Raw genomic sequence first — 18,745 nt, 5'->3', positions numbered from 1 at the left:
AGCGTCGGCGGTGGAAACGAAATGAGTTTCGGTCCACGGCCATGAGAAAAGACTACGCGGCGGACGCCAGAACGGGCGGTTGGAATGCGGTGTTTTTTTGTAATACGCCGGTCGCCTTTGAGTCCCCACCCGGACGACCTCGGACACGCCTCCGCCCTGCCACACCACCGCGGCGCGGGTCCCGGCTCCAGCGAGTCGCGCTGACGTGCGGTTCTCTCTCGGTCTGGGCACACGGTATCCGCCGAGCCCTAGGACGACAGGGCCCCGCGCGGCCCGCCACGGGTCCGCCGCGACCCGGCACCGCAGGACCGTCCGCCCTCCCCAATATCGCGACGGGAGAGCCGGTCAACCGGCCGGATCGGCTCGGGGATTCGATGGCATGGAGCCGGTTCCAGCACTTGAGCGCAGGCATTGGAAAGGCCGATTCGACGCCCAGCGAGACGTGGACCGCCAGGCCTCCCACCGTGTTCAACGGCGGCAAGGTAAACCCGCCTGCGACATCCGTTGATTAGTATGCACACCGTTCACCGGCGGCCTGATCTCCGAACCCCGCAACTGCTCCCGGCCGAGGCGGGCGAAACCTCGGCGGGATCGGAGGACGGAGCCGCCGCACTCTGAGAGACCACCACGAAGGCGGTGTCCGACCCGTGAATTCTCGTCTCACGACTGACGGGTGTGGTCTCCCAACACCCGATGCATCGGGTACGTGACATTCCGCGCCCGGGCGAGGGCTTCGCGTTCTCGCGAAACATATCGGCCGCATTCACGATTCACGGTCGCCCTCCTCGGCGCGGCGCTGTGGCATGGCGGTAACACCCGGACCCGCACCCTTCACGTACTCTGCGGATCGGGAATGTGACGTTCCGTTCGACGGCCCTGCGGATCCGCCGAAAGGAGGGAGACGAAAAACCCCTGCCGTCAAGGCCGAGAACTCCCGTGATTCGGCGCGAAAATCGTGGTTCCGTGGAGTTGAATTCTCATTGCCGATGACAAGGACGCTCCACAACGGATCACAATTCAGTAACGACACAACACGTGCGAGCAGCGGATATAACTGACGGTGATTTTGACTCACTGTTATCGACTCTAGTTACTCCCGTGAGGGTGCACAGCTAGCAGGCGACTCGGCCGCCATGGGATCACGTGTTCGAATGGGGCCATGATCACGCTGCGTTGATCTTGACCGTGGGTGCGGCCTCTGGCGTGATTGGGGCGATTTGCCGTCTTTCGCCTCTCTGTGAGCGGAGTGCCCGTGCGCGAGTCTCTCCCTGAACGCAGCCCTCTACCCCAGCCCCCGCCGCGTCCGGTCCGTAAACGCCTCAAGGCGGGCCGGGCCGTCGCGATCACCGTCAGCTTGATGCTGCTGGCCTCCATGGCCCCGGCCGTCCCCGCCTACGCCCAGAACACCGGCTCCGCGCAAGAGCCGGGGATCGTGACCCGGCTGGCCCGCTGGCTGTCCGACGGGCTCACCGGACTGTTCACCGGCGACCCCAAGGGCGAGATACGCCCGGGCGACGCCGCCATCGTCCTGCCCGGACGCGGCGGCTCGCCCACCCCGCAGAAAGCCAGGCCGCCGGGTAAGCGGGTTAAAGAGCTGACGGGCAAACGCTCGGCGCAGCGCCGGGTGTTCGAGCTCGAGGACGGCCGGCTGCAGGCCGAGGTGTCCTCCACGCCGATGTACTACCGGGATTCCGCCGGTAAGTGGCAGGACATCGACACCCGGATCGACACGGTCGCCGACGAGGGGTTCGGCCTCGGTAACGACAGGACGGGGTTCTCCTCCCGGTTCGGTGACAGCACCGGCAGGCTGGCCGAGGTCAGGGCCGGTGACCGGCGGCTGACGCTGGGAGTGGCCGGACAGGCCCGGCAGGTCACGCCCGAGGTGGCCGGGTCGACGGTGACCTATCACGGCGTGTGGGACGGCGTCGATGTGGTGTACAAGCTCACCTCGGAGGGGGTGAAGGAGTACCTGGTGCTGTCCAAGCCCCCGGCGGCCGGGACGTCGTACGCCTTCACGGTCGGCACCGGTGGCGTGAGCGCGCAGGCCCAGGCCGATGGATCGATCGCGTTCGTCCCGCATGGTGCGGATCGCCCGGCGTTCACCATGCCCAAGCCGTTCATGGTCGACGCGACGGCCGACGCCACCTCTCCGTACGGCAGGAAATACTCCGACGCGGTCGTGCAGAAGGTGGAGCAGAAGGGCGCCGAGGTCACGGTCACGCTGACCCCGGACGCGGGCTGGCTGGCCGCCGCGGACCGAAAGTGGCCGGTGGTGGTCGACCCGACGATCAGGATCCAGCCCGAAGAGCTGGAGGCGTCGGACACCTATGTGAACTCGGCCGCCAAGACGACCAACTACGACTCCTCCTGGAAGCTCCCGGTCGGGAAGATCTCGGCCACCGGGGTCAACCGGGCGTTGCTGTACTTCAACATCGGCAATGACGAGGTGCCGATCGGCACCGTGGTGGATCAGGCACGGCTTGAGACCTACTTCGATCAGGCGCTGGGTGAGGCCGGCCCCGTGACGGTCGAGGCCCATGAGATCACCGCGCCGTGGGATTCGTGGCTGGTGAACTGGAACACCCAGCCAGCGTTCTCTCCCACGGTGGCCTCCTCGGTGGTCCGCCGGCCAGGGGAGCTGTCGCGGTGGCACTCCTTCGACGTCACGGCCATCGTCAACGGGTGGATGTCCTCGATCGAGGCGCCGATGAACGGCATCTTGCTCAAGGCCGCCGACGAGGGCTCGGCCGGGGCGATCGCGGGTCCGGTGTACGAGGCGTCCCAGGATGTGTACGGCGGGGACGGGATGACCGGCGAGACGGTCAACATCCCGAAACTGGTGATCACCTACGGCAACCCGGGCGTGGTGCTCAAGCCGGTCACCACCGCCACCGCGACCGGCGGCCGGCTGTCGTGGACCCCGTACGTCGACCCCACTCCCAATGACGCCTCGGACGACATCGTCGAATACCAGGTGCACCGTGAATGCCCGACCGGGTGTCAGGTGCCGGCGACCGGCGGTGTGGTGGACACGCTGGTGGCGCCGCTGGCGCCGCAGGTGACCTCCTACACCGACACCACCGGTGGTGGCGACCCCGAGGCGGTGGCCGACCCGTCCTACGTTCACGAGGCGACCTACTGGATCGTGGTGAAGCTGAAGGACGGCCGGGAGGTGGTCTCCCAGTCCCAGCGGGTCATCCTGCCCCGGCCTGGCCAGATCTCCACGATTTTGTACGGTTCGGCCGACACCACGCTGTCGTCCGGTGAGCCTTCGGCGGCGCATGACGTGGTGACCGGGCAGAAGTGGGTGCAGGTGGGCAACACCGCCACCACGCTGGCCAACACCCGCGCTGTGGTGAAGTTCGACGACTACGCCACCCAGGTACCGGCGGATGCGCAGATCAGCGAGGCGACGCTGTCGCTGTGGGGGGTGAACGCCTCCGGCTCAGGGGCCACGTTCAATGCCCACAAGCTGACCAGGGCGTTCACCGAGGCCGCCACCTGGGCCAAGTCCGACGGTACCGCCTCGTGGACCACCGCCGGCGGCGATTTCGACACCGCCGTGCTCGGGTCGGTGAGCGGGGTGAGCGCGCAGCCGGGCTGGCGCAAGTGGACGGTGACCGGCGCGGCCAAGGCGTGGACCACCACCCCGGCGTCCAACTTCGGCCTGCTGGTGAAGGTGGCCAACGAGGCCGGCACGGCCAAGCAGTCGGCCCAGTTCCTGGCGACGGAGGCCGACGGTGAGAGCGTGCTGCGGCCCCGGCTGCGGGTGACGTACGCCGAGAAGACCTCCGGTTCCTCGTCCTTCTACGCGCCGGGAACACCCGATCGGCTGGAGGTCGGCGCCACTGGGACGGTGACGGTGGCGGTGACCAACACCACGACCCAGACCTGGTCGGCCGCCTCCACCGCGCTGTCGTACTTCTGGAAGCTGCCCGACGGCACCGATGTGTCGACCAGCTCCAACCAGGTCAAGACGATGCTGCCCGCCAACCTGGCCCCGGGCGAGACGGTCGCGGTCACCGCGCAGATCAAGGCCCCCGCCACCCTGTCCAACGCGGGCAACAGGGCCGAGGCCGTCGATCTGGTATGGGACGTACAGGACACCTCCACCAACAACTGGAAGTCCGCCACCCACCAGTTGCCGCAGCTGCCCCAGCAGATCCGCCTCGATTCCCCCACCTCCGACCTGCTGGGGTCGGAGAAGTTCTACTCCTACACCGGCAAGAACACCGGCGCCGGCTCCACCGCGCTGGTGAACCCGTACGCGGGCAACGTGGTGTGGGGGTACAACGCCTACTCCAACCCCTCCCGCGGCGCGCAGACCTTCGTCCGCACCACCTACAACAGCCTGGACACCTCGGCCTCCTCGATGGGGTACGGCTGGTCGTTGCAGACCTCGACGTTGCAGCGGCTGGGTTCGCAGGTGTACTTCCACCCGCCGGGCCAGACCTGGCCGTCCCAGGTGCGGCTGACCGACGGGGACGGCACAACGCACGTGTGGACGCTGCACACTCCGGACGGTGGATCGGCCCAGGACTGCACCCCGGCCACCTGCGACTACACCCACCCGCGTGGGGTGCACCTGTACCTGCAGCGGGTCGCCGACCCGGGTAACGCGGGCCGAATCTCGCGCGATCCCTCGCGGCAGTGGGTGTTCACCAAGCCCGACCGCACGCAGTTCTTCTTCGACGACGAGGGCTTCCAGTCGGCGATCGTGGACAACAACGGCAACACCATGTCGTTCACCTACGAACGCCGCAAGTCCAGCAACAAGCCGACCAAGTTCCTGCAGTACATCACCGACGCGGCCGGCCGCAGGACGTTGAGCCTGACCTATTACCAGAAGGGCCAGGACTACACCTACATCGACGACAACACCTGGGACCCGGTCGACGACACCAAGCTGACCAACCCGCACATCATCGACCAGGTCGAGTCCGTCACCGACATCGCAGGCCGGAAGATGACCTTCGCGTACACCGTGAAGGGCCTGATGGCCAGGATGGTCGACGGCGCGGGCGACGCGCAGGCCAAGACGTTCAAATTCGCCTATGACGCCACCCAGGGCAACAAGAACGTCAAACTGGTCAAGGTCACCGACCCGCGCGGCAACGCCACCGCGCTGAAGTACTACGAGGCGCCGGTCGATCCCAAGGACAAGTGGAAGATCCAGGACCTGACCGACCGGCTGTCGGGGGTCACCCACTTCGACTACGTCGACCCCGACGGCCCGCAGGGCGGCAAGATCGAGGCGACGGTCACCGACCCGTTGCAGCACGCCACCAAGTACGTGCTGGACGCCTACGGCCGCCCCGAGTCGATCACCAACGCAAAGAACGAGACCACGGCGCTGGAGTGGGACCCCGACCACAACGTCACCAAGCTGACCGAGGCCAACGGCGCGTATGCGACCTGGAATTTCGACCAGAAGACCGGTTACCCGCTGGAACTGAAGGACGCCGAGGCCAACGCCAACGGCACCGCTCCCACCACGCTGACGTACCAGAGCTTCCTCAACGGGTACGTCGCCGATCTCACCGGCAAGAGCAGCCCGGAGGGTCGTGCCTGGCAGTTCGGCTACGACGCGGCCGGGAACCTCAAGACGGTCACCGACCCGCTCGGCGTCGCCTCACCCGCCGCCGGGGACTACACAACCTCCTACGACTACGACGGCTTCGGCCAGCTCACCAAGTCGACCGACGCCAACGGCAACCCCACCAAGTACGGCGGTTACCACCCCACGGGGTATCCGCAGACGATCACCGACGCCTACGACAACATCACCACCACCGCCTACGACGTGCGCGGCGACGTGCTGTCGGTCACCGACGCGCTGGGGAAGAAGGCCACCCAGAGCTACGACATCTTCAAACGGCCGCTGGAGAACAAGGTCCCCAAGGACCAGGCCGCCGGCGTCTTCATCACCACCCCGCCACCGGTCTACGACGCCAACGACAACATCACCCAGATGACCGCCCCCAACGGGGCCGTCTCCACGGCGCTCTACGACCAGGCCGATCAGCTCACCTGGTCGCTGCTGCCCAAGGACACCCCCGGCGGGCCCGAGCGCAAGGCGTCCTTCACCTACGACCTGGCCGGCAACCTCAAGACGCAGACCGAGCCCAAGGGCAACCTCACCGCCTCCGACCCGGCCGACTTCGTCACCTCGTATGTGTACGACCCGATCTACCAGCTGACCGACGTCGTCAACGCCGACCAGAAGAAGATCACCTACAGCTACGACAACGTCGGCAACACCGTCAAGGTCGTCGACCCGCGTAAGAACGCCACCGCCGACACCGCCGACTACACCGCGATCTACACCTACGACCGCGACCACCGCCTCACCCACGTCAAGGACGCCGCCGGATACCAGACGGTCACCGACTACGACCTGGACGGCCTCGTGGAGGGCGCCACTGATCAGGACGGCAACAAGACCCTGATCGGGCTCGACAAGCGCGGCGCCGTGGTCCAGACCCAGGTGCCCCACTCGGAGACCGGCGGGGTGGTCAAGTACACCACCACCCAGTTCGTCTACGACCAGGTGGGCAACCGCACCAAGGTCATCACCCCGCGCGGTGTGGAGACCACCGACGACCCGGCCGACTTCATCGCCGAGACCAAGTACGACAAGCTCAACCGGCAGATCGAGCAGATCCACCCCTTCGACCCCGACGACCCGGTCTACAACACCCCCGACAAGGTCACCTACACCTACGACCCGGTGTCCCGGCTGAAGCAGATCTCGCAGCCGCCCTCCCACGGCCAGACCGTCCGCAACGTGACGACGATGTCGTACTGGGACAACGGCTGGTCCAAGACCACCACCGACCCGTGGGACATCTCCACCAGCTACGACTACAACCCGCTCGGCCAGCAGACCAACCGCACCATCACCTCCGCGGGCGGATCCTCCCAGCGGGCGCTGATCTGGTCCTACTACCCCGACGGGAAACTCAAGACCCACGCCGACAACGGCACCCCGCTCGGCCTGGACGTCGTCCTGGGCGACAACTCCGACACCGGGCAGGTCACCTTCACCGGCACCTGGGCCACCGCCTCCACCGGGTCGGGCTACACCGGCTACGACTACGCCACCGCCCCCGCGGGCACCGGCACCTCAGCCGCCACCTGGACGCTCACCACACCGCGGGCGGGCACCTACAAGGCCTACGTCCGCTATTCCTCCGGGGCGAACGCCACCGACGCCAAGTACACCGTCACCTACGACGGCGGGCAGTCCACCGCCACCGTGGACCAGACCAAGAACGCCGGCCAGTGGGTCGAACTGGGCAGCTACACCTTCGCCGAGGGCAACACCCACAGCATCACGTTGACCGACCAGGCCAACGGCACCGTGGCGGCCGACAGCGTCAAGCTGGTCCGCGACAACAGCGCCGACACCGACACCGAGAAGAAGGACTTCGAGTACTCCTACGACCCCAACGCCAACCTCACCCAGATCCTCGACCACTCACCCAACGCGAAGATCGACACCTGGGACATCTCCTACACCGGCCTCAACCAGGTCCAGAAGATCCTCGAAAAGCTCAACGCGGTCGTCAAGAACACCACAACCTACGACTACAACGAAAACAGCGCACCCACCAAGCGCACCCACGACAAGACCGTTGCCACCTACGGCTACGACGTACGTGACCTGGTCGACACCGTCACCAACGCCAAGTCGGCCACCGACGCCAACCCCAAGACCACCGGCTACAGCTACACGCCCAAGGCCGAACGACTCACCGAGACCAAGGCCAACGGCAACACCGTCACCTACGACTACTTCCTCGACGGCCTGCTGCGCCACTCCATCGAGAAGAAGCCCAACGCCACGGTGGTCTCCGAACACACCATCAACTACCAGGGCAACCTCAACCGCTCCCGCGACCAGGCCAAACTCCAGAACGCCGACAACCCCGGCGCCTACCTGGAGAACATCTACGACTACACCTACGACCCCCGCGACCGCATCTCGAAGACGGTCAAGACCCCGGTGGGCGGCGGCGCCGCGGAGACCGAAACCTACAGCCACGACCCCAACAGCAACGTCTACGACCAGACCGTCAAGGGCGTCCGCACCCAGTTCACCTTCGACCGCAACCGCCTGATGACCTCGATCGCCGGCGGCGCCACGGCGACCTACACCTACGACCCCTACGGCCGGCTGCGCCAGATCACCGGCGGCGGCAAAGCCCTCGAAAAGTACACCTACGACGGCTTCGACCACATCATCCGGCACGACAAGCTCAACTCCGACGGCGCCACCAGCACGGTCACCAAATACACCTACGACCCGCTGGACCGCACCACCAGCAAAACCGAAAAAGACGGCACCGCCGCAGCCAAGACCACCACCTACTCCTACCTCGGCCTGTCCGGCGAGGTCCTGGACGAAGAGGTCGCCGGCAAACTCACCAAGTCCTTCCAGTACAGCGCCTGGGGCGAACGCCTCTCCCAGGTGAAGGTCAACGCCGACAACACCGAAGAGTCGTCCTACTACGGCTACAACCCCCACACCGACGTCGAACAGGTCACCAAGGAAAACGGCGACACCCGCGCCACCTACGGCTACACCGCCTACGGCACCAACGACGACAAACTCTTCACCGGCGTCGACAAACCCGACCCCATCGACCCCACCGCCAAAGACGAATACAACCCCTACCGGTTCAACGCCAAACGCTGGGACAACTCCACCGCCACCTACGACATGGGCTTCCGCGACTACAGCCCAACCCTCAACCGCTTCCTCACCCTCGACACCTACAACGGCGCCCTCAACGACCTCTCCCTCGGCCTCGACCCCTGGACCGCCAACCGCTACGCCTTCACCGGCGGCAACCCCATCACCGGCATCGAACTCGACGGCCACGACCCCTACGGATGTTCACCAACATCGCCTGACTGCGTCAGTAAGAACAACGCGATCGCCCGCAAGCAGGCCGGCCTGCCGTCCCGCGACAAGAACGGCTACGGCGGTACTTACCAAGCCGTCCCTAGCCGGGGACCTGCGAACGGTTACGCCCAACCTCCGGTTGTAGCCCCGAAGCTACCCAATCCGGTAACAGCGCCAGTACCTGCACCGGTAGAACCCGGGCCGGCTGGGCGTATCCTCGGCTCGATTCTGGGCTTCGCCGGATCGCTCCTCACCATTCTGACGATGACATGTGGCGATACGCCTACCGCGACCGGTTGTGAGTCCGCCCCAGAATCTCCCAAGGTCGTCAACGATGAAGATGATGACGGCGAATACAAAATCTACCGAGCGCCGCATAAGGGAAATAAGGCGCAGGAGGCAATGGGGCTGAATCCAGGCAATCACCCGGACAATGGACGCCATCCGGGAACCGCATATCTGGGCGACAGCGAGAAAGTCGTACAGCAATATGCGGGTCAGGCGCGTTATGAAGATGGCTACTATGAATATACCATGAAGCCGGGATTCCTGAAGGCGTTCCCTCCCGCGATATATCGGACCACGCACGACAACAAGCCGGGCGAATATCAGTGGATCATTCCTCGAAGTGAAATACTTCGCTTCAACTCATATATCGCCAGATCGAGATGGATAAATTACTATGAAGGATACACCTGGTAGGACGGCTGTGTACAACGATTCTTGAGGCATTCGTTGTCTCCGGCAAGCTGAGGTCATAGTTCGAAACAAACGCCGACGGTCGCCGCATGGTAGCGGGTTGCACAGTATGCGTCCCAGGTCATGCGGTGACCGTCACATGCGGCGTACGATATAAGAGATCTTGGCGATCGCCATGCCTCATGCCAGGATCATCCGTTGATGTAACGCCGATGCGGACAGGAAGCGAGGATGAGCTCCATGGATGTAGAGGGAAATAGTGGTACCGAGAGAGACTTCCTGGAAAAGCTGGATGCCGGCCAGGTGATCAAGGGCGTGGTCTCCTCGATAGCAGACTTCGGTGCGTTCGTGGATCTCGGCGCCGCAGAAGGGCTGATAAGTGTTCCGCAACTATCCTGGAGTCGCATAGACCACCCTTCCGAAGTCGTGCATGTGGGGCAGGAGGTTACCGTCACCATTTTGAATATAGACCTGGAGCGCGCCCAGATCTGGCTATCGCTTAAAAGTCTGCAGCCGGATCCGTTTCAGGTGTTCGCTCGCACTCAGCTTGGCAACATTCTCCATGGCCACGTCACCAAACTGACCCCGATCGGCGTTTTCGTCAGAGTCGACAAAGATGTGGAAGGCTTGATTCCCGCATCCGAATTCACAAGAGATGGTGCCGGAATGCCAAGACAAGCACCGAAGATAGGTGACGAGATCATTGTCCGGGTCGCTGGCATCAACGTCGACAAACGCAGGGTTGGGTTGCAATTTCCGTGAGACAAATATCCCCGTTCAAAAGATGGCCGGCTAGGGCAGGCTCAGATTGGTGATGTCTGGGCCAGCGCTTCGGGCAGTCGACGGCCTTTCTGCCCTGCCAGGGCTACTGGAGCCCACAGGCGTCCACCGTCGGGGCGGACCTGTCATCCTGTCGAGCACGCACTGTTGTCGTAACCGCGAGGATCACCGATGGGTCTGTTCAACCTCGTACGACCGAAGACAAAAACCGTCTGCCCTCGGTGTGGGGTAGAGGATTACTGGTGGATTCAGTTCAAGTACGCCTCATCGACCATGGCGCGATACGAAATCGGATCCACGGTCGAGTGGGGCGTGCCGGGTTACCCCGAGATCGGGACCCTTGGACTTCCCCATGTTTTCACGGAAGGGATCAGCCAGGGGTGTGAGCACTGTGGTTACGCTCCTGAGGACGACGAATACTCAGATATCGAGCTTAGGAAAGACGAAATAGTTGACGTTACCTGCTGATGGCTCGATATTTAGCCTCATGAACTCCTCCGCCGACCGCCTTGCTTGATCTCGATTTATCATATAACCCCTAGTTCGTCCTGAGATTGGGAGCTAAGCTTCATCCAGGACAACCCCAAGCGCTTGGTCACGCGTGACCTTCTATAGAAACGGACGTCCCGTTGCGAACCCATTCGCTCCCCGAGGAAGGGCCACAGCCAACAGCGAGCCTACCCATCTCGTTCAATCGAAAGTTCCGACCGTGGCGATACACTGTGACCCATTCGGAGCTTAACCTGCGAAGTGTCGACCAAGCCTCCGCGAGCGACGTTCTGGAGGTGATATTCTATGGCGTCGTCGGAATGAAGCTAAAGCGGTATATCGGTCGCTAACCATCACCAACGCAGAACCCGCACAGACTGAGGAGATGTTGATATTCTCGGAAGTGCAGGAATCTCATGCTTCACGGGTTCGTTGCTTGGCGCTAAAGTCAGATAGTGGCGACGGCCTCGTGGCGTGCCTCAGCTACAGTATCTGGTTGCACCCCAGAGATCCTCAATACGACGTGTCGGGCGTTCCACAGCAGGAGTCCGTCCTGATCATTAGAGGATAGCCAACGGCCCCGCCGGATTACGTCCGGGGGGGCAGCGGTTTCGCAGAGAACAAAGAGTACAACAGTATTCATTCAGGCATGTCGCTTACCAGGCAGCCGCAAGCACCTTCACCGGTAAGATGGCGACTCGATACGGGTTCACTAACGTGATCGTAACGAAAGCAGTCGGGAGTCCGGGAGCATATACTAACGTGCAGGTGCTCTTCTCAAGGTAGGGGCATAAGTGGAAAGCGTCGTGGCGCAGGTTCGCGCGATGATCTCAGGTGCGATGGAGGTCGACTATCGACGCTCATGCAAGAAATCAGGACGAATGATGCATATTTGACTTGTCGCCAATTCGACAAGTATGCCGAGTTGGCAGATGGCCGCGATCCCCAGACTCCGCCGGGACCCCCGGTGGGGTCTACGGTTGCCTTGACAGGACATGATTCACCTTGGGGGGCAGTGAGCCTTGACATTGCGAATCGGGATGTCCAAGAACGTCGCACCGTGTGGCACATGGTCCAAAGGCCACTTCCACACTGACCGGGGGTGCACGCCTGCGCGCTGCTGTTGGGAACCGCCGTTGTTATGGGTCCCGACCGTACTGGTGGTCACCGGCGCCCGCGCCGTGCACACCGCCACCCCCGATGCAGCGTTATACCACCGAGATTCACGTGCGCTGCCTCCGGGGCCGGGGTGATCACATCTTCCCGGCCCCCGGAGCTGTTCGCCATCACGCCAAGCGAATCGAGGGGCAAGTGCCGATCGTTGCGTTCGACAGCTTCCGCACATATCTCTGGGACCACCTGCCTGAGGCAAGGGGGCTACTCCAGACGATCGCAGAAGAAGAGACTGAGGAGGCGGCCGAGCTTGAAGTTCCCCTGAAAGAAGTTGAAGCCGGAACGTACGAACTCGTCTCGCGGGTTTACTGGTGGGGGGTTTTTCATCCGGCCCTCGAACGAAGGGACGAGAAGGAGGTCGAGCGCTGCTACGCCGTTCTGGAAGACCTTCTGCGGCATGGCGACGAGAATCTTGTGCAATGCCTGGAGGTGCGTGTGGTCGCCTGGCTGGCGTCTGCGGACTGGGTTTCCGAAAGCCGGGTGTACGCCGGCGAACGGCTGAGAGCGCGTTTGATCCCATGAGATGGTCAGTTGGATCGTCCACGCAAACCACTCGTAAACGACGTCGGCTCGTTCGTGGACGTACGAGGACGTCTACGCTCGCGGCACATCCATGTTTCGCTGTCGGAAGTGCAGACGGGTAGGTTTTGAGTTCGATATGGATAGCTCATTGGTGAGCCGTGGGCAGCCCTGGCTCTTCCACAGCGGACGAAGGGCGAGAGTGCGCGGTGTTGCGCTTGATGCAACGACTCGTCTCCCTGTACCGGCTAGAGACGCTCGCGACGCTCAGCAGGTTCGGGGGGCGGACGTGCCATGACTCGATCATCTCAGGAGATCGAGTCTCCATCAGACCAGGATCGTTTCATTCGTCCGGGCGCCGTCCTGGAAGTAGGTACGCACGGGAACCCATATCGATTCATCCCCTGTGCTATGGGTGGGAAAATCGAGTTTACGGTACCCGAGTTTAGTTACTGAACTACATTGCAAACCAACTGGGGCCATTTTCGGCGATAATTGGGAACCATCACGCTACACACGGAGCGGACGCCCTGCGACTCATGCAAATTCGTGATCTGGCAGTTCAGAGACGCCTTTTCCAACATCAACCTGATCGTGACACATGGTAGGTAGTACTCCATGACAGACATGAGTCCCGCACATCTAGCAGTCGAGCTGTCGGATCTCGATGCTCTGCGTGAGCTGCTCGATGCCGGAGCCGACATCCACGAGGAGCACCATGGTCTGACCTTGCTACATCACGCGATCGACGTCGAAATCGATGGCCACAATCAATCCGGAGATCCGCTTCACGTCGATACGACGGCATATCTGCTCGCCCGAGGGGCCGATCCAAGGCGCCGATCTGAAGGGGGGCGTGGCGTTACCGCCGAACACATGGCCTTCGTGCGACGGCATTGGTTGGCTACCAGCCTGATCGAGCAGTGGCTTCGCAGTCACCCGGAAGGGCCGATCGGCGCTTGATCGTAGCCGGGAGACAGCAGACATAGTTGCCGCCTTCGGCTTGCGGTCGTCTCAGCGGCCGACGGTACCACGCCAGATGCGTGGTACCCCCCTCACCAGGGCCGCGGAGCTTGGACGGACTGCGGAATAGTCGGTCCCGCGAAGGCGAAAAGCTCTCCAGCCTTGGGAACTTCGTGACGCTCTGACGCACGGCCGGCGGGAGGACCTGCCGGATGCCCGGGCGAACCAGTGATGAGTCCCCGATGTGGAGCCTTCCGGCCATGGCGGTGCGCGTTCCGGCACCGCTCGGCGGAGGGCTCCACGCCGGTTTCCGGCAGGAGACGCCGAGTACCGAGCCGTGACGCCGGCGAGGAGACCACGAAGCCAGGCAACCATCGGAGAAGCCCAGGTCGTTTTACATTTGGACGCGAAACGGGGGTGAGGAATGGATGAAGCGACTGCACGTTCGCGTACCGCGCGCCGAAGATCTCCTTGGCCGGCTCGATCGCCGAGCGTCTCGACCTGGTCGAACTAGGACAAACCAGGGCGGAAATGGCACGCGTTTTCTCCTGCCCCAGGCACAGGGCACCCGCCGGGCCCGATGGCGACAGGGCTCCGCGCGGTCGCCACGGGTTCGCCGCGACCCGGTACGGCCGCCCCCGTCGCCTCTCAAATATCGCGGCGGGAGAGCCGGTCGGCCTGCCGGATCGGCTCGGGGATTCGGTAGCGCGGAGCCAGTTCCAACACTTGACGGCAGGCGTTGGAAAGGCTGATCCGATGCCCCTGGGAGACGTGGACCGGCTTGGTGTCCCGCCGCGTTCTGAGGGCTCTGCCTATTGTTTCGCCGCCATCGGTAATGGCGGACCACGCGCCACGCTCCGGCCCGGGCGGCTCGCAGGCGCCGACGAAGGCCGTCTTCCCGACGCCGATCGTCGGCAGGTCCGTCAGGATTCCGAGATGGCAGGCGAGCCCGAACCTGTACGGGTGCGCGAGCCCGTACCCATCGCAGACGAGCAGGTCCGGGGTCACCGTGAGCCGCTCCAGGGCCTCGACGAGCGTGGGAAGCTCCCGGAACGCGAAAAGCCCCGGTACGTACGGGAACCGCACCCGCCCCGAGACGGCGACCTCTTCCACCACGTCGAGCGTCCCGGCCCGCAGCACCACCACGGCCGCGACCAGCCGGTCGTCCTCGGGCGAGTACCCGACGTCCACCCCCGCCACGAGCTCCGGCTCCTCCGGCCCCGGCCCGGCGAGATCCACCAGCCCCCGCAACTCCTCCTGCACGGCCCGCGCCTCCGGAACCGTCGCGGGCCAGTCATGAAGCCGCCGCACTCGCACCCGGGGAGCATAACGAGCCTCCCCCGTGGGCCGGCTCAGGACGCCGCCGTGGACCGGGCTCAGGCCGCACCCGCCCACGGACGGAGCGGAAATCGCGTTGATCTCCCCGAGAGGAGGGCCTTAGCCTCGCGGAGGTGGATCTTCGTGACCTGAGGCCGGATCATGCTTTCGAACGGGATCACTCAGACGATCCAGGAATGAAGCGCACTCCATGCGCTCCGCGGTGCGGCCTGGACGTCGCCGACGGCATCCCAGCGGGAGCCGACCGCGCTCTGCGCGAGGAGATCCACATTACCGCCACAGCCGCACCCAAGGCCTTCCCCGGCCGCGACTGACCCCCGCGGCACCCGTGGCCTGTCTGTCACAACCGAGCCGGCCGTGACCTTTCCGGCGCCTGCCCGTCCGCGGGACATAACCGTGACCGGTTTCGGCCCCTCGCGCCCGAAACCCCGCGACCGGCGCCGGATCAGGAAGCTCGTCCGGATGCCGGACCGGACGTTGACCCTGACGTTGAGGCGGCCGTAATGTGCCGTCTCGCGGGATGATCACGGGGAGGTGGCGGCCCGTGAGGGCTGCTTACGGCGCGTTGTTACGTGCTCACAGGCTTCGCCGCCAGCTCACGCAGCAGGCTCTGGCCGAGCTCGCGGGCATCAGCTCCCGCACGGTCGGCGAGATGGAGCGCGACCGGGGACGCGGCCCCCGCCCTGGCACCGTCGAGCGGCTCGCGACGGCCCTGGGGCTCGCGGGCGAAGAACGGGAGCAGTTCACCGCCGCGGGCCGGGCACTGTTCTGGGCCAACCGCGCCGGTCGGCAGCCGCGTACGGACGACGGCGCCGGCTCACCAGCGGCGGCCGGACCGCAGGACGCGGACGCCAGGCGGGTGCCCCGGGATGAGGACCACGCCCGGCACGGCCCCCGCGTCCCGCCACACGAACCGCCCGTCGTCCCGCGGCGCCTCTCCGCCCTGCGGTTCGCCGTCCTGGGCCCGTTGCGGGTCGAGCGCGACGGGCGACCGATACGGCTCGGGCCCCGGCTGGTGGAGCTCCTCACACTGCTGTTGCTGGAGAGCGGGAGGGCGGTGCCGGCGTCGCGGCTGGCGGAACTGCTGGGCTCCTCTCCGAGGCCCGAGAGATCGCCGGCCACCCTGCGCAGCCACGTGTCCCACCTGCGCCGGGCGCTGGAACCGGACGGCGCGGACCGGGTGATCGTCTCGGTGGGCGGCGGACCCGGCATCGGGTACCGGCTGGACGTGGACGACGACGCGATCGACGCGCGCCGCTTCGAACGGGCCTGCGCCGAGGCCCGGAGGCTGCTGGATGCGAGTGGCGAGAGGGACGCGCGGCGCGCGGCGGACATCCTGACCGAGGGGCTGGCCCTGTGGCGCGGCCCGGCCTTCGCCGACGTGGCGGATCGCGCGTACGCGCTGCCGCAACGGGCACGGCTGGAGATGCTGCGCCGGGCGGCCTGGCTCGCCCACGCCGAGGCGCTGTCGGACCTCGGCCGCCACGTCGAGGCGGCGGCCGGTCTGGCGTCCGCCGTGGCCGCGGAGCCGTACGACGAGGGACTGCGGGCCGGGCTGGTCCGGGCCCTGTACGCGCAGGGACGAGTCGTCGAGGGGGCCGAGGTGTGCCGGGACGGGCTGTCCCTGCTCGGCCGGCGCGGCATCGACTCGCCGGAGCTGCGCGAGTTGCAGCGGCTTGTGCTGCGCAGGGAGATGCCCACCGGGAGTGCGCGCATGGCCGCCAGGTCACCGCTGCCGCCCCTGCCACCCCCGCCCAACCCGCTCTGGTTCGTCGGCCGTGCTGACGCCATACGCGAGGCCGTGCGCCGGCTGTGCGGCCCTGACCAGTCGCGGCGCGGGGTGCTGGTGGTGACCGGCCTGCCGGGCGTGGGGAAGACGAGCTTCGCCCTCCGGGTGGCGCACGCCGTCGCCGATCGTTTCCCGGACGGGCAGATTCACATCGACCTGCGGGGCTTCGACCCCTCCGGCACGGTGATGACGCCCGAGGAGGCGCTTCGCACCATTTTGGAGGCGCTGGGCGTGCCGCCGGAGCGGATCCCCGACAGCGTGCCGGCGCAGCGCGCCCAGTACCGCGAACGGCTGACCGGCCGCCGGGTCCTGGTCGTGCTGGACAACGCCCGCGATGACGGTCACGTCCGTGCGCTGCTGCCCGGCGCGCCGGGGTGCGCGGTGATCGTGACGAGCCGCAACCAGTTGCCCAGCCTGATCGTCACCCAGGGCGCGCATCCGCTCACGCTCGACCTGCTGTCGCCCGCCGAGGCGGAGGAACTGGTCGTCCACCGGCTCGGCGGGGACCGGGTGCGGGCCGAGCCGGACGCGGTCGGGGAGATCATCGCCCGGTGCGCCCGGCTGCCGCTGGCGCTGTCCATCGTCGCCGCCCGCGCCGCCGTACACCCCACCTTCCTCCTGCGCACCTTTGCCGACGAGCTGCGCGACATCGAGGCCGACCTCGGGGCCCTCAGCGCGGGGGACGACCCGGCCGACATCCGCGCGGTGTTCTCCTGGTCGTACCGAGCCGTCAGCGCGGATGCCGCGCGCCTGTTCCGCTTACTCGGCCTGCATCTCGGCACCGATGTCGACGCCGACGTCGCCGCCGGCCTCGCCGGTGCGCCGATCGCGCGGATCCGTCCCCTGCTGGCCGAGCTGGCCAGGTTCCACCTCGTCAGCGAACACCGTCCCGGACGGTACGCGCTCCACGACCTGCTGCGGGCCTACGCCGGCGAGCTGGCCAGGACCGACCCCGATCAGGAGCGGCGAGCCGCCCGGCGCCGACTGCTCGACCACTACCTGCACACCGCCCACAGTGCCGAGCGTCTGCTGTGGCCGCACCGCGACCCGATCGAGCTCGCCCCGCCCGCCGCGGGCGTCACCCCCACGCGGATCACGGACGAACACGAGGCGCTCGCGTGGTTCACCACCGAGCACGCCACGCTTCTGGCCGCCGTGCCCTGGGCCTCGTCCATCGGCCTGGAAACCCACACCTGGCAGCTCGCCTGGACGCTCACCACCTTCCTCAACCGGCAGGGACGCTGGCGCGACCTCGTGACCACCCAGGTGGCGGCCCACGACGCAGCGGAGCGGCTCGACGACCCGCGTGCGAAGGCGCAGAGCGGGCGGGATCTGGCCATCGCGCTCACCCAGGTCGGCGAGCACGACGCGGCGTACGCGCACCTGACGCGCGCGCTCGCCCTGTACCGGGAACTGGGCGATCCGGTGGGCCAGGCGCACACCCACATCAACCTCGGCTGGGTCTGCGAGTGCCTCGACCGGCGCGACCAGGCGTTGGAGCACGACCTGCGCGCACTGGAGCTGTTCCGCGCGGCCGGCCACAAGAGCGGGCAGGGCCGGGCCCTCAACGCCGTGGGCTGGGACTACGTCCGGCTGGGACGGTACGAGATCGCGATCGCCCACTGCCAGGAGGCGCTGACCCTGCACCAGGCGCTCGGGAACAGCCCCGGCGAGGCCCGCGCCTGGGACAGCCTCGGCTACGCCCACCACCACCTCGGCGACCATGACGAGGCCGTCACCTGCTATCGCCGCAGCCTGGAGCACTACCGTCAGGGCGGCGACCGGTACGGCGAGGCGGAGACGCTGATCCACCTGGGCGACGCGCACCACGCGGCCGGCGCGCCCGACGCGGCTTCCCAGGCATGGCGGGACGCGCTGGTCATCCTTGACGATCTCGGTCACTCCGACGCCGAGGAGGTCCGCGCGAAGCTGCGCGGGCTGTCACAGCCGGCCGAGGACGCTCCTGGGGCACCGCCCCACTGACCTCCGCCCGCCGATGACGCGGCTTCCACTCGGTTTCCACCGGCGTCCCCGACATTGAGGTCGTCGCCTCTGCGCGGCGATTGGGACGTGAATCGAGAAAG

9 protein-coding genes are annotated in these 18,745 nt (G+C 65.9%); 8 read left to right on the top strand and 1 reads right to left on the bottom strand.

What is annotated here, in order from left to right:
* Positions 1–1,252: 1,252 nt before the first annotated feature.
* The 6 genes from DQ384_RS03710 to DQ384_RS03690 all read left to right on the top strand — a co-directional run bounded on the left by DQ384_RS03710 (position 1,253) and on the right by DQ384_RS03690 (position 13,534).
* Positions 1,253–9,613 (top strand): DNRLRE domain-containing protein, encoded by an 8,361-nt coding sequence (locus DQ384_RS03710; protein ID WP_147268619.1) that lies wholly within the window; start codon positions 1,253–1,255, stop codon positions 9,611–9,613.
* A 228-nt stretch (positions 9,614–9,841) separates the two neighbouring features.
* Positions 9,842–10,372 carry a S1 RNA-binding domain-containing protein gene (locus tag DQ384_RS03705; protein ID WP_114027248.1) on the top strand — a complete coding sequence of 177 codons (531 nt, stop codon included), beginning with the start codon at positions 9,842–9,844 and terminating at the stop codon, positions 10,370–10,372.
* 189 nt (positions 10,373–10,561) lie between these two features.
* Complete coding sequence (locus DQ384_RS40240) at positions 10,562–10,858, top strand: hypothetical protein (protein WP_147268618.1); 297 nt, start codon at positions 10,562–10,564, stop codon at positions 10,856–10,858.
* A gap of 1,221 nt (positions 10,859–12,079) precedes the next feature.
* Positions 12,080–12,574 (top strand): hypothetical protein, encoded by a 495-nt coding sequence (locus DQ384_RS03700; protein WP_147268617.1) that lies wholly within the window; start codon positions 12,080–12,082, stop codon positions 12,572–12,574.
* A 492-nt stretch (positions 12,575–13,066) separates the two neighbouring features.
* Entirely contained in the window at positions 13,067–13,183 is a 117-nt protein-coding gene (locus tag DQ384_RS44070) for a deaminase domain-containing protein (RefSeq protein ID WP_114027246.1), read from the top strand.
* 6 nt (positions 13,184–13,189) lie between these two features.
* Positions 13,190–13,534, top strand: coding sequence for an ankyrin repeat domain-containing protein (locus DQ384_RS03690; protein WP_114027245.1), 345 nt, complete (start codon positions 13,190–13,192; stop codon positions 13,532–13,534).
* A gap of 648 nt (positions 13,535–14,182) precedes the next feature.
* Here the strand turns inward: DQ384_RS03690 and DQ384_RS03685 are convergent.
* Entirely contained in the window at positions 14,183–14,851 is a 669-nt protein-coding gene (locus DQ384_RS03685) for an endonuclease V (protein ID WP_114027244.1), read from the bottom strand.
* Between the two features lie 197 nt (positions 14,852–15,048).
* Here DQ384_RS03685 and DQ384_RS40930 point away from each other — a divergent pair, with 197 nt between their 5' ends.
* Together DQ384_RS40930 and DQ384_RS03680 are read left to right on the top strand one after the other, a co-directional pair.
* Complete coding sequence (locus DQ384_RS40930) at positions 15,049–15,186, top strand: hypothetical protein (RefSeq protein WP_181871003.1); 138 nt, start codon at positions 15,049–15,051, stop codon at positions 15,184–15,186.
* Positions 15,187–15,416: 230 nt separating this feature from the next.
* Positions 15,417–18,644: a tetratricopeptide repeat protein gene (locus tag DQ384_RS03680; protein WP_181871002.1), complete on the top strand. Its 3,228-nt coding sequence runs from the start codon at positions 15,417–15,419 to the stop codon at positions 18,642–18,644.
* Positions 18,645–18,745: the final 101 nt, after the last annotated feature.

It is taken from the genome of Sphaerisporangium album, from assembly GCF_003323745.1.
GTDB classification, from domain to species: Bacteria; Actinomycetota; Actinomycetes; order Streptosporangiales; family Streptosporangiaceae; genus Sphaerisporangium; species Sphaerisporangium album.
The sequence above is the reverse complement of the archived record's forward strand: the minus strand, read 5'-3'. Positions and strand labels throughout refer to the sequence as shown.